The sequence below is a fragment of the Flavobacterium gelatinilyticum genome, assembly GCF_027111295.1.
GTDB classification, from domain to species: Bacteria; Bacteroidota; Bacteroidia; order Flavobacteriales; family Flavobacteriaceae; genus Flavobacterium; species Flavobacterium gelatinilyticum.
Genome location: NZ_CP114287.1, coordinates 2,703,863 through 2,728,186, shown reverse-complemented (window position 1 = coordinate 2,728,186; position 24,324 = coordinate 2,703,863). Strand labels below are relative to the sequence as shown.

General features: G+C 39.6%; 7 protein-coding genes. All 7 read left to right on the top strand.

Annotated features, from left to right (window positions below; all coding sequences use genetic code 11):
- The first annotated feature begins 24 nt into the window (after positions 1-24).
- Positions 25-1,419 (top strand): quinol:cytochrome C oxidoreductase, encoded by a 1,395-nt coding sequence (locus tag OZP11_RS11530; RefSeq protein WP_281235349.1) that lies wholly within the window; start codon positions 25-27, stop codon positions 1,417-1,419.
- A gap of 19 nt (positions 1,420-1,438) precedes the next feature.
- Positions 1,439-2,632: a cytochrome c oxidase subunit II gene (locus OZP11_RS11525; protein ID WP_281235348.1), complete on the top strand. Its 1,194-nt coding sequence runs from the start codon at positions 1,439-1,441 to the stop codon at positions 2,630-2,632.
- 30 nt (positions 2,633-2,662) lie between these two features.
- A complete protein-coding gene (locus tag OZP11_RS11520; RefSeq protein WP_281235347.1) occupies positions 2,663-4,465 on the top strand; it encodes a cytochrome c oxidase subunit I in 1,803 nt (600 codons plus the stop codon).
- A gap of 108 nt (positions 4,466-4,573) precedes the next feature.
- Positions 4,574-5,599 carry a Holliday junction branch migration DNA helicase RuvB gene (ruvB, locus tag OZP11_RS11515; RefSeq protein ID WP_281235346.1) on the top strand — a complete coding sequence of 342 codons (1,026 nt, stop codon included), beginning with the start codon at positions 4,574-4,576 and terminating at the stop codon, positions 5,597-5,599.
- Positions 5,600-5,611: 12 nt separating this feature from the next.
- Complete coding sequence (locus tag OZP11_RS11510; RefSeq protein ID WP_281235345.1) at positions 5,612-6,958, top strand: cytochrome P450; 1,347 nt, start codon at positions 5,612-5,614, stop codon at positions 6,956-6,958.
- Positions 6,955-7,881, top strand: a complete 927-nt coding sequence (gene queG, locus OZP11_RS11505) for a tRNA epoxyqueuosine(34) reductase QueG (protein WP_281235344.1) — start codon at positions 6,955-6,957, stop codon at positions 7,879-7,881. The genes OZP11_RS11510 and queG overlap by 4 nt, the downstream gene beginning before the upstream one ends.
- 550 nt (positions 7,882-8,431) lie before the next feature.
- Positions 8,432-24,286: a T9SS type B sorting domain-containing protein gene (locus OZP11_RS11500; protein WP_281235343.1), complete on the top strand. Its 15,855-nt coding sequence runs from the start codon at positions 8,432-8,434 to the stop codon at positions 24,284-24,286.
- The last annotated feature ends 38 nt before the right edge of the window (positions 24,287-24,324 follow it).

The window sequence follows — 24,324 nt, the reverse complement described above, 5'->3', positions numbered from 1 at the left end:
TTGAACAAACTGATCGTAATAGATATGTATACATTTTCAAGTAAATTAAAAACTTTTTCTATCATCCTAATGGTTCTTGGTCTGTTAGGAATTGGGTATGGTTTTTTAAGTGCACCTAAAGATATTCAAGAAGTTGAAAAATTACTAGCTGCAGATGCTCATGGTTCACATGGTGCTGCACACGGAGAGGCTGCAGAAGCTTCTCATAAAGAAGCTGGACATCATGAAGCTGCAGAGGCTTCTCATGAAGAGCACAAAGGAGGGGAGCACGCAAAAGTAGGTGCTGCCGATGAGCATACAGAACATTTGAATCATGTATTGCACCAGTTGCAAAATAAACCATGGTCTGCGGTATATGTTGCTTGTATCTTCTTTTTATTGCTTTCAATGGGAGTTTTAGCTTTTTATGCTATTCAGCAAGTTGCTCAGGCAGGATGGTCTCCTGTATTATTTAGAGTTATGCAAGGTATAACTGCTTATTTACCTGCAGGTTCTATTATTTTCTTCGTAATTCTAGTTTTATGCGGACTTCACTTTAATCATATCTTTGTATGGTTAGGCGAAGGGGTTACTGATCCTAAAAGCCCGCATTATGACGCTATTATTGCTGGAAAATCTGGTTATTTAAATTTCCCATTCTGGATTGTAAGAGCTTTTATATTCTTACTAGGCTGGAACATCTATCGTCATTTCTCTAGAAAAAACTGTTTAGCGCAGGATGAAGCAAATGATGATCTATACTACAAAAAGAACTTTAAAATCTCTGCGGGATTTTTAGTATTCTTTATTGTTTCTGAGTCTATCATGGCTTGGGACTGGATTATGTCTTTTGATCCGCATTGGTTCAGTACATTATTTGCATGGTATGTATTTGCTTCTTTCTTTGTAAGTGGTATTACTGCAATTGCATTAGTAACAATTTATTTAAAATCTAAAGGATATTTAGAATATGTAAATACAAGCCACATCCATGATTTAGCTAAATTCATGTTTGGTATTAGTGTTTTCTGGACTTACTTATGGTTCTCTCAGTTCATGTTGATCTGGTACGCTAATATTCCTGAAGAGGTTACTTATTTTGTAACAAGAATTCAATTATATAACCTGCCTTTCTTTGGAGCAGTTGTTATGAACTTTGTTTTCCCATTGTTAATATTAATCAATACAGATTTCAAACGTCTTAACTGGGTTGTTGTTATGGCTGGTATTGTAATATTATTAGGTCATTATGTTGATTTCTTTAATATGATTATGCCTGGTACAGTAGGAGACAAATGGTTTATTGGAGTTCCTGAAATTGCATCTATTCTTTTCTTCTTAGGTTTATTTATTTTTATTGTATTTACTGCATTGACTAAATCTCCTTTGCTTGCAAAAAGAAATCCTTTCATTGAAGAAAGTAAACATTTTCATTATTAATATTTAAAGAAGTAAACAGATGACAAGTTTGTTGGTAATTATAGTTTTAGTTTTATTAGCAGTTGCATTATGGCAGTTGACGAAGATATTTGATCTTACTCAGGTAGGAGCATCTTCTTCTGATGATTCTCAGGTTGCATCAGATAATGATAATAACATTCAGGGATATATTTTGTTTGGCTTTTTAGCTTTCATTTATATATTTACTATTTATGGTTTACTAAAATGGGGTAATTTGGCACTTCATACCCCTGCTTCTGAGCACGGTGGTTTAGTAGATAATTTAATGAATATTACCTGGGTTTTAATCTTTACAGTTCAGGTTATTACTCAAGGTTTATTATATTGGTTTTCTTTTAAATACAAAGGGAATAAAGATAAAAAAGCATTATTCTTTGCTGATAGTAATAAATTAGAGGCAATTTGGAGTATTATTCCATCTGTAGTTTTAGCTTGTTTAATTCTTTACGGGTTGTACGCTTGGAATAACATTATGTTTGTTGACAAAGATGAGGATGTAATTGAAATTGAATTATATGCACAGCAATTTAAATGGACTGCAAGATACGCAGGAAATGATAATGTATTAGGAAAAGCTAACGTTCGTTTGATTCAGGGTATCAATACATTAGGTGTTGATATGTCTGATAAAAATTCTCAGGATGATATTGTTGTTTCTGAACTGCATATCCCAAAAGGAAAAAAAGTACATTTCAAAATGCGTTCTCAGGATGTTTTACATTCAGCTTATATGCCTCATTTCAGAGCTCAGATGAACTGTGTTCCAGGTATGGTTACAGAATTTGCATTCGTTCCAACTTATACAACTGCTGAGTACAGAGAACTTCCTTTCATGGTTGAAAAAGTGGCTCACATCAACAAACTTAGAGCTGAAAAAAGCGTAGAGTTAGTTGCAAAAGGCGGTGTTGCATTAGATCCTTATACATTTGATTATTTACTATTATGTAATAAAATCTGTGGTGCTTCACACTACAACATGCAAATGAAAGTTGTTGTTGATACTCCGGAAGATTATAAAAAATGGTTAAGTGAGAAAACTACTTTAGCTCAGGATATCAAAGCAGCCGCTGCTTCTGAAAAACCAGCTGAAGGAGCTGCACCAGCTGCGGACACTGCTGCAAAAGTAAAAGATACCGTTAAAGCGGTAGTTGATACTGTAAAAGCAGCTGTAGCTAAAGTTGCGATGAAATAATATTATTTAGAAAATTTAAAGTACACATATATGTCAGCAGAAGCGCACGGTCACGATCACGGACACGATCACGAGCACGAACATCATCATAAAGAAACGTTCATTACTAAATACATCTTTAGTATTGATCATAAAATGATTGCTAAACAATACTTGATTACTGGTATTATTATGGGGATCATTGGTATTGCAATGTCCTTGCTTTTCAGAATGCAATTGGCTTGGCCAGAAGAGTCTTTTAAGATATTTAATGTTTTATTAGGAGATAAATTTGCACCTGATGGTGTAATGGCTAATGATATTTATCTGGCTTTGGTTACAATTCATGGTACTATCATGGTATTCTTTGTACTTACAGCTGGTTTGAGTGGAACTTTTAGTAATTTACTTATTCCTCTTCAAATTGGTGCGCGAGATATGGCTTCCGGATTCATGAATATGATTTCGTACTGGTTGTTTTTCTTGTCAGCTGTAATAATGTTATGTTCTTTATTTGTTGAAGCTGGACCAGCTTCTGCAGGTTGGACAATTTATCCTCCATTAAGTGCTTTACCTCAAGCGATCCCTGGATCTGGTACAGGTATGACTTTATGGTTAGTATCGATGGCTATCTTTATTGCATCTTCATTAATGGGATCTTTAAATTACATTGTTACTGTAATCAACTTAAGAACAAAAGGTATGTCTATGACTAGGCTTCCTCTTACTATCTGGACATTTTTCGTAACAGCTATTATTGGTGTTATTTCATTCCCGGTATTGTTATCTGCAGCATTATTATTAATTTTCGATAGAAGTTTTGGTACTTCATTCTTCTTATCTGATATTTATATTGCTGGTGAAGTTCTACATTACCAAGGTGGATCTCCTGTATTGTTCGAGCACTTATTCTGGTTCTTAGGACACCCTGAGGTTTACATTGTAATTTTACCTGCAATGGGTCTTGTATCTGAAATTATGGCTACAAACTCTCGTAAACCAATCTTTGGTTACAGAGCGATGATTATGTCTGTTCTTGCAATTGCATTCTTATCTACTATTGTTTGGGGTCACCACATGTTTATTTCAGGTATGAATCCTTTCTTAGGATCTGTATTTACTTTTACAACTTTGCTGATTGCAATTCCATCTGCTGTAAAGGCATTTAACTGGATTACAACTTTATGGAAAGGTAACTTACAGTTTAACCCTGCGATGTTGTTCTCTATCGGAATGGTTTCTACTTTCATTACTGGAGGTTTAACTGGAATCATTTTAGGAGATAGTACTTTAGATATTAATGTTCACGATACTTACTTCGTAATTGCTCACTTTCACTTAGTAATGGGTATCTCTGCACTTTACGGAATGTTCGCTGGTATTTACCACTGGTTCCCTAAAATGTACGGAAGAATGTTAAACAAAAACTTAGGTTATATTCACTTCTGGATTACGGCTGTTTGTGCTTATGGAGTATTCTTCCCAATGCACTTTATAGGATTAGCTGGTTTACCAAGACGTTATTATACTAATACAAACTTCCCATTATTTGATGATTTACAAAATGTGAATGTTTTAATTACAACATTTGCTCTTGTAGGAGGTGCGTTCCAGTTAGTATTCTTATACAACTTCTTCAGCAGTATTTTCTACGGTAAGAAAGCAACTCAGAATCCATGGAAATCTACAACTTTAGAGTGGACTACTCCGGTTGAACATATCCACGGTAACTGGCCGGGAGAAATTCCTCACGTATATCGTTGGCCGTATGACTACAGCAACCCAAATCATGATGTAGATTTTGTTCCTCAAAATGTACCAATGAAAGAAGGTGAAGAAGTTCTACACCACTAAAAAATAATACAAAGACTGTCAGAAATGGCAGTCTTTTTTGTTTAGTTAAAGTTTTAATCGTTCAGTTTTACTGTTTTAGAAACTGATTACTTTCTATATCTTTGCAGGATGAACGAAAATCTAGATCCTACAACTAAAGGATATAACTCAGAAGAATTAGATCTTGAAAAAAGATTGCGTCCGCTGTCATTTGATGATTTTGCCGGGCAAGATCAGGTTTTGGAAAACTTAAAAGTGTTTGTTGCGGCGGCCAATCAACGTGGTGAAGCACTTGATCATGCTCTTTTTCACGGACCTCCCGGTTTGGGAAAAACTACTTTGGCTAATATTCTGGCAAATGAACTCCAGGTAGGCATTAAGATAACATCAGGTCCCGTATTAGACAAGCCGGGTGATCTTGCCGGTCTGCTGACTAATTTAGATGAGAGAGATGTTTTGTTCATTGATGAAATTCATCGATTAAGTCCTGTTGTAGAAGAATATTTATATTCGGCTATGGAAGATTTCAAGATTGATATCATGATTGAATCCGGACCAAATGCCAGAACGGTTCAGATTAATTTGAATCCGTTTACTCTAATCGGGGCAACAACACGGTCCGGATTATTAACTGCTCCTATGAGAGCCCGTTTTGGGATTTCTTCACGCTTGCAATATTATACTACTGAGTTATTAACCACTATTGTCGAAAGAAGTGCCTCTATATTAAAAATGCCAATTGACCTGGAGGCAGCAATAGAAATTGCAGGTAGAAGCCGCGGCACACCTCGTATTGCAAATGCGTTATTGAGAAGGGTTCGTGATTTTGCGCAAATAAAAGGAAATGGCAGAATTGATTTGGAAATTTCAAGATATGCTCTTAAAGCATTAAATGTCGATGCACACGGGCTTGATGAAATGGATAACAAAATACTGCTTACGATTATCAATAAATTTAAAGGCGGTCCTGTTGGACTTTCAACTCTGGCAACAGCAGTTTCTGAAAGCAGTGAGACTATTGAAGAAGTTTATGAACCATTCCTTATTCAGGAAGGATTTATAATGCGGACTCCAAGAGGTCGTGAAGTAACGGATAAGGCCTACAAACATCTTGGCAAGATAAACACGAATACTATTCAGGGCGGTTTATTTTAAAAACTTTTATTTATGCCGGCAGGTGAAAAATACAATTACCCTTCTACATTATCCATAATAAGATTTTTTTTGGATGCAGAAGGGGTGCGTAAAAATCCTATTCCTTTTCACAAAAGATACTTTGACAAATTAGGAGATTCTTTTTCAATCAGGATTGGTTTATCAAAATATATCATTTTATCAAGGGATAATGATATAGCACAATATATTTTGGTTAAAAACCAAAGGAACTACGACAAATCAAAATTTCAATCTGTATACCTTTCCAAATATTTAGGAAAAGGACTTTTAACCAGTGATGGTGATTTTTGGTTAAAGCAGAGAAGACTTATTCAGCCTGCATTCCATAAACAGAAAATGAATATGCTGGTCGATAATATGAATAAAACTATTACTTCTGAAATTGATAATTTGAAAGAAGAGCAGTTTTTTGATGTTTTCCCTGCAATGAGTGAATTAGCTTTTAATGTTGTGGCCAAGTCATTATTTGAGTTTTCTATCTCGGAAGATAAACTTCAAAGAATAAAATTTATAATAGAAGAAGTTCAGAAATTTTTGATTAAAGAAATCCGGCTTCCACATAAAGCATTTTGGTTTTCGTTAAGCGGACAAGTTCGAAAACATCTAAAGCTTGCTGAAGAAAACAATACTATTATTCAGGAAATTATTGAAGCAAGAAACGATTCAAATGAAGAATTCAACGATTTACTGAACATGCTTATGGAAACCCGATATGAAGATACGGGAGAAGGCATGTCGATGAAACAGTTGATAGATGAAATTAAAGTACTTTTTATTGCCGGACATGAAACAACAGCTAATGCTTTAACTTTTACATTGCAATTTTTAGGCAATAATACTGAAGTACAGCAGAAGATTTTTGATGAAATTGCAGAAGTCGAAGCAGAAACAGATAATGTTATCGAACAGCTTCAAAAGATGGTTTATACCAATGCCGTAATAAATGAATCTATGCGTTTGTATCCGCCTGCCTGGATTACAGACAGACAAAATGTTGAAGATGATTCTTTAGTTCATTTTAATATAAAAAAAGATACCCTGATTGGAATTTCGTTTTATGAACTGCACCGAAATCCCAAATACTGGGAGAGACCGGATGAATTTATTCCTGAAAGATTTCTTGGAGAACAGAAGAAAAAATCAATGCCTTATTTTTATCCTTTTGGAGCAGGACCGCGAATGTGTATTGGCAGCGGATTTGCTGTCTATGAAATGTGTCTGGCCATTTCACAGATTGTAAAACGATATGTAATTAAATCTAAAAGTACTTCCATAGCATTTAATCCGCTGGTAACTTTAAAACCGGTGAATGTTGAAGTTTCATTTTCTAAAAGATGAGTATTAATTCGAAAGAGATCTATTCAAAATTTATAAAAGAAGAAGCTAAGAGGCTTGGTTTTATTTCGTGCGGTATTTCGAAAGCCGGATTTTTGGAGCAAGAAGCACCTCGTTTAGAAAAATGGCTGAATAACAATCATAATGGCCAGATGGCTTATATGGAAAATCATTTTGATAAACGTTTAGATCCAACTTTACTAGTGGATGATGCAAAAAGTGTGGTTTCTTTACTGCTTAATTATTTTCCTTCGGAATCGCAGAATACAGATAGTTTTAAGATATCGAAATATGCTTACGGACAAGATTATCATTTTGTTATTAAGGAAAAGCTAAAAGAATTACTTTATTCTATTGAGGAAAATATAGGCGAAGTTTCCGGACGCGCTTTCGTAGATTCTGCGCCTGTTTTAGATAAAGCCTGGGCCGCCAAAAGCGGTTTGGGATGGATTGGGAAAAACAGTAATCTTATTACCCAAAAAGTAGGTTCATTTTACTTTATAGCAGAACTTATTTTAGATTTGGATCTGGAATACGATCATGCTGTAACAGATCATTGCGGTTCTTGCACTGCTTGTATTGATGCTTGTCCTACACAGGCAATTCTTGCTCCATATATCGTTGATGGCAGCAAATGCATTTCTTACTACACGATTGAACTCAAAGAAAATATTCCGAATGAGATGAAAGGAAAATTTGATGAGTGGATGTTTGGCTGTGATACCTGTCAGGATGTTTGTCCCTGGAACCGTTTTTCGAAACCACATTCGGAACCATTATTTAATCCAAATCCCGATTTAATTTCTTTTTCAAAAAAAGACTGGACAGAAATTACTGAAGAAACTTTTAAAACTGTATTCAAGAATTCTCCTATAAAAAGAACAAAATTTGAAGGGTTAAAACGAAATATTAAATTCTTAAAATAGATTATACAAAGAAATAGTTCTTAGGTCTTTGTAAGTTTTTATGTATTATTTTTTATTTTGATTTAACTGTTTGTTTTTTAATTACTTGCGATATATTTCGTGATAATCTGTCTTTTTGTTTTGTAAGATAATATCACGATTTAATTGCTTTTTTCTTATAAAATTGATTATATGTCAATATTTTAAGAAATTTCTCCTGTTTTATTGCTAACTATCTAAGGTTTATAACAGATCACTTCTATTTGCAGCTCCAAAAACATGTCGTTTAACGTTTTTCTAAGTTGTTTATCGAATAATGTGGTTATAAATTATGCCATTATATACTTTCGCACTTCCAAAGCTACTAATTTAATCCAAAATCAACTTTTGAATATGCGCCTACGTAATATGGTTCAAACACTTCATTGTTCATTTTATGATTCTGAAAGTTTTTTCAGATATCTAAAATCCAATCTTTTTATTTTATCGTATCTGCTAAATAACCTGAAAACAGAGTTCTCGTATTCAGGTTCCATCATTTATTTTACTCACATTAATACCGAGTGTGTCTATGCGTAACTCTACTTTTAGAAAGTTTAATTTATTTAAGCTGTTTATTGTTGTTTCATTATTTTTTATCACAACTCAAACCAGAGCCCAGTTTCCATATTCTGAATCATTTAAAAATTCTACTGCGCCAGGTATTCTGTTTGGCGGCAGCCCCACTGCATTTTTGACAGCCGGAGCAGGATTGAGAGATGGGTACGATGATCCAAACGGATCTGGTTATTTGCGACTTACCAACAATCAGGGAAATCAAAAAGGGGTAATCTACTCGGATATGTATTCTTTTCCATCTGCTTATGGTATGACAATTTCATTTGAATACTATACTCATGGCGGAAATGGTGCAGATGGTATTGCATTCGTGCTTTTTGATGCAACTGTTACTACAATTGTACCGGGAGCATTTGGAGGTTCTCTGGGGTATGCACAGCGTAATTCTGAAACGGGATTTCCGGGAGGATACTTAGGTATTGGTATTGATGAATTTGGAAATTTTTCTGCCAATAATGAAGGTAAAAGTGGTGGAGTAGGCGTTTTGCAAAATAATATTACATTAAGAGGGCAGGGTTCAGGAACTACTGGTTATGCGCATTTAACATCGGTTCAAACCTCTACATTAGCGACATCTCCTTTTAATATTGCGGGAGGAAATCGTGCGGCAACAACTACTGCTTCTACAGGATTTAGAAAAGTCTCTATTAAACTTACACCTCGTACCGGAGGAGGTTTCATTATAACCGTTAGTACAACTAATGGTAATACTACAAGAACTATTATTAATAATTTTGAATATCCAACGGTAAGTCCGCCTAATCTTAAATTTGCGATAACTTCATCTACCGGAGGATCAAATAATTTCCATGAAATTAGAAATCTGGATATAACAGTAGATCAGTCCACACTTTTAACACCTGCAGCGAATCCGGATACGCTTACAGGTTGTATTGGTTTACCGGCTACCTCTGGTGATATAACAGCAAACGATAACGGTTCTGTTAATACTTTAGGAAAAGTAAACAAAACAACAGTAGACTTAGATACTGCAGCTCCTGGAATTCAGACTACAAATACAGTTGCAGGAAAAGGAACATTTACTTATGATGCGACAACTGGTGCAGTAACATTTACACCGGTAGATAATACAGTTACAGGTTCAACTTCAATAAATTATACTTTTAATGATACGTATGGTAAAACATCGAATGCCTCTACGATAACATACACAGTAATAACACCAATAACAAATAATACGCTGACTGCACCGGCTGTAACATCGTTTTGTGAAAGCGGTGATCCTGCAAATATAGTAGGATCAGCTGCAGGCGGAGGAACATCAGCTATAACCTATCAATGGCAGAGTAGTTCCAACAATTCTAGTTTTTCAAATATTGGTGTAACTACGCAAAGTTATGATCCGCCTTCACTTTCAGCAACAACGTATTTCAGACGTATTGCAATATCTGAAACGTGTCAGAACACAAGTAATGTAATTGCCATTTTGGTTGGTAAAAACGTTTCGAATACAACATCAACAGCTTCAATCTGCGAATGTGCAACAAAAACATTGTCAGCAGCTCCGGCTGGAGGTACATGGAGTGTTGTTTCAGGAGGAGGAACAATTGCAGGGAATATTTATACACCGGCAGATGTTACAGCAGATACAGCTGTGACGCTTAGATATACAGTAAATCCAAATGGAAGCTGTACTGCTAATTCAGCAGATGTTACTTTTATTGTAAATTCGGATAATGACCGTGATGGTATTATAGATTCAGTAGATTTAGATGATGATAATGATGGTATTTTAGATACTGATGAATGTTTCTCATCTGAATTATTAACAAATACTAATTTTAAAGACGAGGGTAGAGATGTAAACATAACGACTGTTCCTGGCTGGACTTTGTCTAATGGCAATTTATATGCTGATGCTTTAGGAATTCAGTTTGAAAACAATAATACCACCCAGACATTATCTCAAAATATAACGAAATTTTATCCCGATGTAAACGGTAAAAAGATTATCAACGTTGGATTCTTTTCTGCTACAGGAAACCCTGTTTTAAACTCAGAAAGTATTCAATTTACGATTCGATATAATGGAGTGGACTATGCTCAAATTCAGACAGTAAAAGAAACTAACAATACACCATCTCCTACTGCTACGATTACGTATTTGAATGGTGCGACAGGGAACTTACCTAGTTCGATTCCGCACTTTAGCAGATCGGGTTCTCCTGTTGTACAAAACCTTCAGTTAGCGATACCGGGCACAGCTCCTTCATCAGGAACTTTGGCATTTTTCTTTAATACAATGCTGCCAGGAAATGATAATAGCAGCTCAAGTATTAATGATGACGATATCTTTTTAGTTTCGGCATCAGTTGGTTCTTGTGCCGATTTTGACAATGATAATATTCCTAATTTCTTAGACTTAGATTCAGACAATGATGGTTGTTCTGATGCTAATGAATATTATGGAAATTATAATGCAGATGGTAATATTTCAGGAAATGATAATGCTATGTATGGTACGGGTTCTCCAGCAGTTGGTTCTGATGGAAAAGTTACGGGTGCCAGTTATTCAGGTACTTATACCAATGTAATAAATGCAGGTGGTACAGCCAGTACATTAGGTACAGCTAATCCGGTAGACCGCAGCGTTGGATCAGGTTTGAGTACAACATTTTCAGTAACAGCAACCGGAGGATCAGGAACAACATTACACCAATGGCAGCTGAGTACTGATGGCGGTACTACATGGACAAATATTGCTAATGGAGGTGTGTACTCAAATGCCACAACGGCAACTTTGAATCTTACTGGGGTAACAGCTTCTATGAATGGTTATAAATATAGAGACTTGGTTTATCAAAGTAATAAAGTTTGTGCTGTAGTATATTCAAGAGCTGCAAATTTATGTGTGATGCCGGCAACACCGACTATTACTTCGACAGCAGCAACATGTTCTGCGGCAGGATCTTCAGCAGTATCCAATTATGATGCAGCTTTAACCTATACATTTTCACCTTCTGGTCCGGCTATAGGAACAGGTGGTGCAATTACAGGTATGAGTTTAAATACTGATTATACGCTTACAGCAGCAAATTCTACTTGCTCATCAAACGGTTCATCAATATTTAGAAATAATTCTATACTTCCTACACCGACAGTTCCGACTGTTACGGTAACAGCAGCGACATGCTCTGCAGCGGGAACATCCACTATATCGAATTATACATCAGGTGTTAGCTATGTTTTCTCACCAACAGGTCCTAATGTAGCACCAAGCGGATTGATTTCAGGAATGACTGCTGATACAGATTATACAGTTTCGGCAAGAGGCTCAAATAACTGTTCATCGGCTGCTTCATCAACCTTTAGAAACGCTTCAATGCTTCCGACTCCTGCAGTTCCGACTGTTACGGTAACAGCGGCAACCTGCTCTGCAGCGGGAACATCCACTATATCAAATTATACATCAGGTGTTACCTATGTTTTCTCACCGACAGGTCCTAACGTAGCACCAAGCGGATTGATTTCAGGAATGACTGCTGATACAGATTATACAGTTTCGGCAAGAGGTTCAAATAACTGTTCATCGGCTGCTTCATCAACCTTTAGAAACGCTTCAATGCTTCCGACTCCTGCAGTTCCGACTGTTACGGTAACAGCGGCAACCTGTTCTGCAGCGGGAACATCCACTATATCAAATTATACATCAGGTGTTAGCTATGTTTTCTCACCAACAGGTCCTAACGTAGCACCAAGCGGATTGATTTCAGGAATGACGGCTGATACAGATTATACAGTTTCGGCAAGAGGCTCAAATAACTGTTCATCGGCTGCTTCATCAACCTTTAGAAACGGTTCAATGCTTCCGACTCCTGCAGTTCCGACTGTTACGGTAACAGCAGCAACATGCTCTGCAGCGGGAACATCAACTATATCCAATTATACATCAGGTGTTACTTATGTTTTCTCACCAACAGGTCCTAACGTAGCAACAAGCGGATTGATTTCAGGAATGACGGCTGATACAGATTATACAGTTTCGGCAAGAGGCTCAAATAACTGTTCATCGGCTGCTTCATCAACCTTTAGAAACGCTTCAATGCTTCCGACTCCTGCAGTTCCGACTGTTACGGTAACAGCAGCAACATGCTCTGCAGCGGGAACATCAACTATATCCAATTATACATCAGGTGTTACTTATGTTTTCTCACCAACAGGTCCTAACGTAGCACCAAGCGGATTGATTTCAGGAATGACTGCTGATACAGATTATACAGTTTCGGCAAGAGGCTCAAATAACTGTTCATCGGCTGCTTCATCAACCTTTAGAAACGGTTCAATGCTTCCGACTCCTGCAGTTCCGACTGTTACGGTAACAGCAGCAACCTGCTCTGCAGCGGGAACTTCGACTATATCAAATTATACAGCAGGTGTTAGTTATGTTTTCTCACCAACAGGTCCTAACGTAGCACCAAGCGGATTGATTTCAGGAATGACTGCTGATACAGATTATACAGTTTCGGCAAGAGGTTCAAATAACTGTTCATCGGCTGCTTCATCAACCTTTAGAAACGCTTCAATGCTTCCGACTCCTGCAGTTCCGACTGTTACGGTAACAGCAGCAACCTGTTCTGCAGCGGGAACATCCACTATATCAAATTATACATCAGGTGTTAGCTATGTTTTCTCACCAACAGGTCCTAACGTAGCAACAAGCGGATTGATTTCAGGAATGACGGCTGATACAGATTATACAGTTTCGGCAAGAGGCTCAAATAACTGTTCATCGGCTGCTTCATCAACCTTTAGAAACGCTTCAATGCTTCCGACTCCTGCAGTTCCGACTGTTACGGTAACAGCAGCGACATGCTCTGCAGCGGGAACATCAACTATATCCAATTATACATCAGGTGTTACCTATGTTTTCTCACCGACAGGTCCTAACGTAGCACCAAGCGGATTGATTTCAGGAATGACTGCTGATACAGATTATACAGTTTCGGCAAGAGGCTCAAATAACTGTTCATCGGCTGCTTCATCAACTTTTAGAAACGCTTCAATGCTTCCGACTCCTGCAGTTCCGACTGTTACGGTAACAGCAGCGACATGCTCTGCAGCGGGAACATCAACTATATCAAATTATACATCAGGTGTTACCTATGTTTTCTCACCGACAGGTCCTAACGTAGCACCAAGCGGATTGATTTCAGGAATGACTGCTGATACAGATTATACAGTTTCGGCAAGAGGTTCAAATAACTGTTCATCAGCTGCTTCATCAACTTTTAGAAATAATTCAGCACTTCCAGTACCAGCGAAACCTACATTTAGTACAGTTACGCAGCCTACTTGTAGTACATCAACAGGAAGTTTTACAATCACAAATTATAATCCTTCTTATAGTTATGTTATAACTCCTAGCGGAGCAACTTTAAATACTTCAACAGGTGTAGTTACAGGGACTAACGGAACTTATACTATAACAGCAACATTAAATACTTGTACTTCTGATGTTTCTGATTCGGTTAAGATTAATTCAATACTTTGCGCAAATAATGATACAGCTTTTGCTGTTCAAACTTCAGGATCAACAGCCGTAACGGTTGGCAATGTCACATCCAATGACACCTTAAACGGAGCAGCGGTAACATCGGCCAATACGAATGTAACACCAAAAACAACAGGACCATTAAGCGTTGATGCAGACGGAGAACTTACCCTTGCCGCCAATACAGCATCAGGCACTTATACCATTACATATGAAATCTGTGAAGAAGGAGCATCTCCTGCAAACTGTAAAACAGCAGCGGCAACAGTTGATGTTGTAAACGGATTAATGGCGAATGCCGATAATTCATTCGGAGCACAGACTTCAGGATCAACAGCCGTAACGGTTGGCAATGTCACATCCAATGACACCTTAAACGGAGCAGCGGTAACATCGGCCAATACGAATGTAACACCAAAAACAACAGGTCCATTAAGCGTTGACGCAGACGGAGAACTTACCCTTGCCGCCAATACAGCATCAGGCACTTATACCATTACATATGAAATCTGTGAAGAAGGAGCATCTCCTGCAAACTGTAAAACAGCAGCGGCAACAGTTGATGTTGTAAACGGATTAATGGCGAATGCCGATAATTCATTCGGATCACAGACTTCAGGATCAACAGCCGTAACGGTTGGCAGTGTCACATCCAATGACACCTTAAACGGAGCAGCGGTAACATCGGCCAATACGAATGTAACGCCAAAAACAACAGGCCCATTAAGCGTTGACGCAGACGGAGAACTTACCCTTGCCGCCAATACAGCATCAGGCACTTATACCATTACATATGAAATCTGTGAAGAAGGAGCATCTCCTGCAAACTGTAAAACAGCGATGACAACAGTTGATGTTGTAAACGGATTAATGGCGAATGCCGATAATTCATTCGGAGCACAGACTTCAGGATCGACAGCCGTAACAGTTGGCAATGTCACATCCAATGACACCTTAAACGGAGCAGCGGTAACAACAGCCAATACGAATGTAACCCCAAAAACAACAGGCCCATTAAGCGTTGACGCAGACGGAGAACTTACCCTTGCAGCGAATACAGCATCAGGCACTTATACCATTACATATGAAATCTGCGAAGAAGGAGCATCTCCTGCAAACTGTAAAACAGCAGCGGCAACAGTTGATGTTGTAAACGGATTAATGGCGAATGCCGATAATTCATTCGGAGCACAGACTTCAGGATCAACAGCCGTAACGGTTGGCAGTGTCACATCCAATGACACCTTAAACGGATCAGCGGTAACATCGGCCAATACGAATGTAACGCCAAAAACAACAGGCCCATTAAGCGTTGACGCAGACGGAGAACTTACCCTTGCCGCCAATACAGCATCAGGCACTTATACCATTACATATGAAATCTGTGAAGAAGGAGCATCTCCTGCAAACTGTAAAACAGCAGCGGCAACAGTTGATGTTGTAAACGGATTAATGGCGAATGCCGATAATTCATTCGGAGCACAGACTTCAGGATCGACAGCCGTAACAGTTGGCAATGTCACATCCAATGACACCTTAAACGGAGCAGCGGTAACAACAGCCAATACGAATGTAACCCCAAAAACAACAGGCCCATTAAGCGTTGACGCAGACGGAGAACTTACCCTTGCCGCCAATACAGCATCAGGCACTTATACCATTACATATGAAATCTGTGAAGAAGGAGCATCTCCTGCAAACTGTAAAACAGCAGCAGCAACAGTTGATGTTGTAAACGGATTAATGGCGAATGCCGATAATTCATTCGGAGCACAGACTTCAGGATCAACAGCCGTAACGGTTGGCAATGTCACATCCAATGACACCTTAAACGGAGCAGCGGTAACATCGGCCAATACGAATGTAACGCCAAAAACAACAGGCCCATTAAGCGTTGACGCAGACGGAGAACTTACCCTTGCAGCGAATACAGCATCAGGCACTTATACCATTACATATGAAATCTGCGAAGAAGGAGCATCTCCTGCAAACTGTAAAACAGCAGCAGCAACAGTTGATGTTGTAAACGGATTAATGGCGAATGCCGATAATTCATTCGGAGCACAGACTTCAGGATCAACAGCCGTAACGGTTGGCAGTGTCACATCCAATGACACCTTAAACGGAGCAGCGGTAACATCGGCCAATACGAATGTAACACCAAAAACAACAGGACCATTAAGCGTTGACGCAGACGGAGAACTTACCCTTGCAGCGAATACAGCATCAGGAACTTATACCCTTACATATGAAATCTGCGAAGAAGGAGCATCTCCTGCAAACTGTAAAACAGCAGCAGCTGCGGTTGATGTTGTAAACGGATTAATGGCGAATGCCGATAATTCATTCGGAGCACAGACTTCAGGATCGACAGCCGTAACGGTTGGCAATGTCACATCCAATGACACCTTAAACGGAGCAGCGGTAACAACAGCCAATACGAATGTAACGCCAAAAACAACAGGCCCATTAAGCGTTGACGCAGACGGAGAACTTACCCTTGCCGCCAATACAGCATCAGGCACTTATACCATTACATATGAAATCTGTGAAGAAGGAGCATCTCCTGCAAACTGTAAAACAGCAAGCGGAACAGTTGATGTTGTAAACGGATTAATGGCGAATGCCGATAATTCATTCGGAGCACAGACTTCAGGATCAACAGCCGTAACGGTTGGCAATGTCACATCCAATGACACCTTAAACGGAGCAGCGGTAACATCGGCCAATACGAATGTAACGCCAAAAACAACAGGCCCATTAAGCGTTGACGCAGACGGAGAACTTACCCTTGCAGCGAATACAGCATCAGGCACTTATACCATTACATATGAAATCTGCGAAGAAGGAGCATCTCCTGCAAACTGTAAAACAGCAGCGGCAACAGTTGATGTTGTAAACGGATTAATGGCGAATGCCGATAATTCATTCGGAGCACAGACTTCAGGATCAACAGCCGTAACGGTTGGCAATGTCACATCCAATGACACCTTAAACGGAGCAGCGGTAACATCGGCCAATACGAATGTAACACCAAAAACAACAGGACCATTAAGCGTTGACGCAGACGGAGAACTTACCCTTGCAGCGAATACAGCATCAGGAACTTATACCCTTACATATGAAATCTGCGAAGAAGGAGCATCTCCTGCAAACTGTAAAACAGCAGCAGCAACAGTTGATGTTGTAAACAATTTAGTGGCTAATATTGATATCATTGGATCAGTTTTAGCATCAAATACAAGTCAAACATTAGGAGTTAATGTTTTCACGAATGATACAAAAAATGGACAATCTCTAAATTCTGCAGATGTAAATATGACCATTTCTGTTGTAGATCCGAACGGCTACTTAACATTAGATACAGATGGAAGTGTGATTTTAGCAGCGAATGCTCCGGCAGGAACATATGAGTTAACTTATGAAATTTGTGAAAAACCAGCATTATCAAATTGCAGTTCAAATATTGTAAGAGTGATTGTTGATATGCCGGTAATCGACGCTGTAACAGAAACGACAGCCTCAATCAACGGAAATGCAGGAGGTACAACTCCGGCATTAACAGCAAACGATAAATTAAACGGAAATCCGGTAGTGATCGGCACCAACCCTGGTGAAGTAAAACTGACAGCAGTAAACGTGCCGACAGGTCTGACTTTAAATGAAGACGGAACGATAACAGTGGCACCGAACACCCCGGCAGGCACTTACGATGTGGAGTACAGCATCTGTGAGATCAGCAACCCTTTAAACTGTGATGCTGTTATCTCAAAAGTAGTGGTTGGATTAGCAATAATCGATGCTGTAACAGAAACGACAGCCTCAATCAATGGAAATGCAGGAGGTACAACTCCGGCATTAACAGCAAACGATACCCTAAACGGAAATCCTGTAGTAATCGGCACCAACCCAGGTGAAGTTAAACTGACAGCAGTAAATGTGCCGACAGGTCTGACTTTAAATTCAGACGGAACGGTAACCGTTTCTCCGAACACCCCGGCAGGCACTTATGATGTGGAGTACAGTATCTGTGAGATCAGTAACCCGTTAAATTGTGATACTGTTATCTCAAAAGTAGTGGTTACAACCGGAACGTTAGTTGCCAATGCCGATGTTATTCCATCAGTAAAACCATCAAACGTACCTCAGACATTAGGCGGAAACGTATTTGATAACGATACTAAAAACGGACAGCCGTTGAACCCGTCAGATGTAACACTGACAACAACAACGCCAGATCCAAAAGGAGTATTAATCTTAAACCCAGACGGAACCATCACCCTTGGAGCAAACCCGCCGGCAGGAACTTATGAACTGACCTACACAATCTGTGAAAAACTGAACCCTGGCAACTGCAGTTCAAACACCGTAAGAGTAACAGTTGATATGCCTGTAATTGATGCAGTTGCAGAAACGCTTACACCATCAATCAACGGAAGCACAGGCGGAACGACAACAAATTCAGTAATTGCAGGCGATACCTTAAACGGAGTTCAGGCGGTTATCGGAACTAGTGCAGGACAGGTTAAATTAACCGGAATCAATATTCCGGCAGGCTTAACCTTAAACGCAGACGGAACAGTAACAGTAGCACCAAATACTCCATCAGGAATCTACGATATTGAATACAGCATCTGCGAAATTACAAACCCGGCAAACTGTGATACAGCCATTTCGAAAGTAGCTGTAAACAACGGAACATTAGTTGCCAATGCTGATGTTATTCCATCAGTAAAACCATCAAACGTACCTCAGACATTAGGCGGAAACGTATTTGATAACGATACTAAAAACGGACAGCCGTTGAACCCGTCAGATGTAACACTGACAACAACAACGCCAGATCCAAAAGGAGTATTAATCTTAAACCCAGACGGAACCATCACCCTTGGAGCAAACCCGCCGGCAGGAACTTATGAACTGACCTACACAATCTGTGAAAAACTGAACCCGGGCAACTGCAGTTCAAACACCGTAAAAGTAACAGTTGACATGCCTGTAATTGATGCTGTTGCAGAAACGCTTACACCATCAATCAACGGAAGCACAGGCGGAACGACAACAAACTCAGTAATTGCAGGCGATACCTTAAACGGAGTTCAGGCGGTTATCGGAACTAGTGCAGGACAGGTTAAACTAACAGGAATCAACATTCCGGCAGGCTTAACCTTAAACGCAGACGGAACAGTAACAGTAGCACCAAATACTCCATCAGGAATCTATGATATTGAATACAGTATCTGCGAAATTACAAACCCGGCAAACTGTGATACAGCCATTTCGAAAGTAGCTGTAAACAACGGAACGTTAGTGGCCAATGCCGATGTTATTCCATCAGTAAAACCATCAAACGTGCCTCAGACATTAGGCGGAAACGTATTTGATAACGATACTAAAAACGGACAGCCGTTGAACCCGTCAGATGTAACACTGACAACAACAACGCCAGATCCAAAAGGAGTATTAATCTTAAACCCGGACGGAACCATCACCCTTGGAGCAAACCCGCCGGCAGGCACTTATGAACTGACCTACACAATCTGTGAAAAACTGAACCCGGGCAACTGCAGTTCAAACACCGTAAGAGTAACAGTTGATATGCCTGTAATTGATGCTGTTGCAGAAACGCTTACACCATCAATCAACGGAAGCACAGGCGGAACGACAACAAATTCAGTAATTGCAGGCGATACCTTAAACGGAGTTCAGGCGGTTATCGGAACTAGTGCAGGACAGGTTAAATTAACAGGAATCAACATTCCGGCAGGCTTAACCTTAAACGCAGACGGAACAGTAACAGTAGCACCAAATACTCCATCAGGAATCTATGATATTGAATACAGTATCTGCGAAATTACAAACCCGGCAAACTGTGATACAGCCATTTCGAAAGTAGCTGTAAACAACGGAACGTTAGTGGCCAATGCTGATGTTATCCCATCAGTAAAACCATCAAACGTACCTCAGACATTAGGCGGAAACGTATTTGATAACGATACTAAAAACGGACAGCCGTTGAACCCGTCAGATGTAACACTGACGACAACAACACCAGATCCAAAAGGAGTATTAACCTTAAACCCGGACGGAACCATCACCCTTGGAGCAAATCCTCCGGCAGGCACTTATGAACTGACCTACACAATCTGTGAAAAACTGAACCCGGGCAACTGCAGTTCAAACACCGTAAGAGTAACAGTTGACATGCCTGTAATTGATGCTGTTGCAGAAACGCTTACACCATCAATCAACGGAAGCACAGGCGGAACGACAACAAATTCAGTAATTGCAGGCGATACCCTAAACGGAGTTCAGGCGGTTATCGGAACTAGTGCAGGACAGGTTAAATTAACCGGAATCAATATTCCGGCAGGCTTAACCTTAAACGCAGACGGAACAGTAACAGTTGCACCAAACACACCATCAGGAATCTATGATATTGAATACAGCATCTGTGAAATTACAAACCCGGCAAACTGTGATACAGCCATTTCGAAAGTAGCTGTAAACAACGGAACGTTAGTGGCCAATGCTGATGTTATTCCATCAGTAAAACCATCAAACGTGCCTCAGACATTAGGCGGAAATGTATTTGATAACGATACTAAAAACGGACAGCCGTTGAACCCGTCAGATGTAACACTTACGACAACAACGCCAGATCCAAAAGGAGTATTAACCTTAAACCCGGACGGAACCATCACCCTTGGAGCAAACCCGCCGGCAGGAACTTATGAACTGACCTACACAATCTGTGAAAAACTGAACCCGGGCAACTGCAGTTCAAACACAGTAAAAGTAACAGTTGATATGCCTGTAATTGATGCTGTTGCAGAAACGCTTACACCATCAATCAACGGAAGCACAGGCGGAACGACAACAAATTCAGTAATTGCAGGCGATACCTTAAACGGAGTTCAGGCTGTTATCGGAACTAGTGCAGGACAGGTTAAACTAACAGGAATCAACATTCCGGCAGGCTTAACCTTAAATGCAGACGGAACAGTAACAGTAGCACCAAACACACCATCAGGAATCTATGATATTGAATACAGTATCTGTGAAGTAACGAATCCGGCAAACTGTGATACAGCCATTTCGAAAGTAGCTGTAAACAACGGAACGTTAGTGGCCAATGCTGATGTTATTCCATCAGTAAAACCATCAAACGTACCTCAGACATTAGGCGGAAACGTATTTGATAACGATACTAAAAACGGACAGCCGTTGAACCCGTCAGATGTAACACTGACGAAAACAACGCCAGATCCAAAAGGAGTATTAATCTTAAACCCGGACGGAACCATCACCCTTGGAGCAAATCCGCCGGCAGGCACTTATGAACTGACCTACACAATCTGTGAAAAACTGAACCCGGGCAACTGCAGTTCAAACACCGTAAGAGTAACAGTTGATATGCCTGTAATTGATGCAGTTGCAGAAACACTTACACCATCAATCAACGGAAGCACAGGCGGAACGACAACAAATTCAGTAATTGCAGGCGATACCTTAAACGGAGTTCAGGCGGTTATCGGAACTAGTGCAGGACAGGTTAAACTAACCGGAATCAACATTCCGGCAGGCTTAACCTTAAACGCAGACGGAACAGTAACAGTAGCACCAAATACTCCATCAGGAATCTACGATATTGAATACAGCATCTGCGAAATTACAAACCCGGCAAACTGTGATACAGCCATTTCGAAAGTAGCTGTAAACAACGGAACGTTAGTGGCCAATGCTGATGTTATCCCATCAGTAAAACCATCAAACGTACCTCAGACATTAGGCGGAAATGTATTTGATAACGATACTAAAAACGGACAGCCGTTGAACCCGTCAGATGTAACACTGACGACAGCAACACCAGATCCAAAAGGAGTATTAATCTTAAACCCGGACGGGACCATCACCCTTGGAGCAAACCCGCCGGCAGGCACTTATGAACTGACCTACACAATCTGTGAAAAACTGAACCCGGGCAACTGCAGTTCAAACACAGTAAAAGTAACAGTTGATATGCCTGTAATTGATGCAGTTGCAGAAACACTTACACCATCAATCAACGGAAGCACAGGCGGAACGACAACAAATTCAGTAATTGCAGGCGATACCTTAAACGGAGTTCAGGCGGTTATCGGAACTAGTGCAGGACAGGTTAAACTAACCGGAATCAACATTCCGGCAGGCTTAACCTTAAACGCAGACGGAACAGTAACAGTAGCACCAAATACTCCATCAGGAATCTATGATATTGAATACAGTATCTGTGAAATTACAAACCCGGCAAACTGTGATACAGCCATTTCAAAAGTGATTGTTACCATTCCTTCCGGATCAACATTACAGGCAAATGCTGATGTGATACCATCAGTTGTGGGAACAAATCAGCCAAAAACAATTATCAATGTTTTTGACAATGATACGAACAATGGATTACCGCTTGTTCCATCTGATGTAAACCTTACCATAGTAACACCAGATCCAACAGGTTTCTTAACCTTAAACCCTGATGGAACGGTTACATTGGGAGCAAATGCACCAAGAGGAACATACGAAATAGTATATCAGATTTGCGAAAAAGCAAATCCGGGAGTATGCAGCTCTGCTACAGTAGAAATAGCAGTTGAGGAACCTACAATGACAGTAACAGCAGACAGTTATTGTTCGAACAATGTTCCTTATGTAAATTACAATGTAGTGCCGGATAACTTTACACCAACTGATTTATTAACCATTAAATGGATTGACAGCACAGGTAAAGTAGTTGCAACGCAGTCTGGTTTACAATTAAGCGGTACCGTTTTATGGCCGGGAGCAGTTGTTGATGCAAACAATAACGGAACAGACTGGCCGGGATGGATATTTGCAAACAACCAGTGGACTGAAGGTGCTGACGGATTTGAAAATACTAAACCAGCGGTTACAATGGAGTTTTCAGTAAACCCGACAGTTTCAATTTCAGTAAATTATCCGCTGCCATCAGCACAATGTAATTCAAGACCAACATTTGTAATTAAGGCAAACGATGACAATGCAGGACCAATAGATAGAACAAAAGGTTCAGACGCAGGAATCAACATATTTGATAATGATACACTAAACGGATCAAAAGTAAATCCGGCAGATGTAACTTTGACTACTATAGATGCAAATGCGGCCTTAACCTTAAATACAGATGGTACTGTTACGATAAAAGCAGGAACACAATCAGGAACTTATCAGTTAACTTACCAAATCTGCGATGCTCTAAATTCATCAAGCTGCAGTCAGGCAATTGTAAAAGTGATAGTTCTAAATACAGTAGAACCGGTTAACCCGCCGGCAGTAATTGAAGCTGTCGAAGATGCCCTGGTATCTGTTGATGGTCTAAACGGAGATCTTGAATTTGTAAATGTTCTGGACAACGATTTGCTAAACAGTTTACCTGTTAACGCTGCAGATGTTGTAATTACAAATACATCAAACAATACGAATTTTGAATTTAACGAAGACGGAACCGTTAACGTTAAACCAAATACACCGGGAGGAACGTATCAAATAAGTTATTCAATCTGCGAAAAAGCAAAACCAACAAATTGCAGTTCGGCTATATTGAATGTATTTGTAGAAGTTCCGGGAATTGCAATTGTTAAAACAGCGGTATTCAACGACGAAAACAATAACAAAATTGCAAATGCAGGCGAAACCATTACATACAAATTCGTGGTAACCAATACAGGAAACGTACCATTAAAAGGAGTAATGATAAGCGATCCGCTTCCGGGAGTGGTAGTTTCAGGACAAGCTGTAGATTTGGCAGTCGGTGAATCAAACGATACTAATTTCAGTGCGCTTTACAAAATAACACAAGCCGATATCAATGCAGGAAAAGTAACCAATCAGGCAAGTGTAAAAGGAAGCAGCGCAAGAGGAGTAGTGGTAGAAGATATGTCTGACGGTCTGGATATCGACGGAGACAAACCTACGGTAATTACATTAAACGGATGTGAAATTAACGTTCTAAATGCTTTCTCTCCAAACGGCGATAATAAAAACGAGAGATTCTACATTCAGGGATTAGAATGCTACCCTGACAATACAGTAGAAATCTACAATCGCTGGGGTGTTTTAGTATTTGAAAAAGAAGGTTATAACAACGAAGACAGAGTCTTTAAAGGATATTCTGAAGGACGCACAACAATGAAACAGTCCGAAGGATTACCGGTAGGAACCTACTTCTACATCCTGAAATACAAAGACAGCGGTTCTAACCCACACCAAAAATCAGGTTACTTATACATTAGTAAATAAAAATTACAAACGGCTTAGTGCAGGCTGAGCCGTTTTTA

Excerpts from the sequence above, each read along its gene's own strand:
- OZP11_RS11530 (WP_281235349.1), top strand. The coding sequence starts at position 25 with ATGTATACATTTTCAAGTAAATTAAAAACTTTTTCTATCATCCTAATG.
- OZP11_RS11525 (WP_281235348.1), top strand. The coding sequence starts at position 1,439 with ATGACAAGTTTGTTGGTAATTATAGTTTTAGTTTTATTAGCAGTTGCA.
- OZP11_RS11520 (WP_281235347.1), top strand. The coding sequence starts at position 2,663 with ATGTCAGCAGAAGCGCACGGTCACGATCACGGACACGATCACGAGCAC.
- ruvB (WP_281235346.1), top strand. The coding sequence starts at position 4,574 with ATGAACGAAAATCTAGATCCTACAACTAAAGGATATAACTCAGAAGAA.
- OZP11_RS11510 (WP_281235345.1), top strand. The coding sequence starts at position 5,612 with ATGCCGGCAGGTGAAAAATACAATTACCCTTCTACATTATCCATAATA.
- queG (WP_281235344.1), top strand. The coding sequence starts at position 6,955 with ATGAGTATTAATTCGAAAGAGATCTATTCAAAATTTATAAAAGAAGAA.
- OZP11_RS11500 (WP_281235343.1), top strand. The coding sequence starts at position 8,432 with ATGCGTAACTCTACTTTTAGAAAGTTTAATTTATTTAAGCTGTTTATT.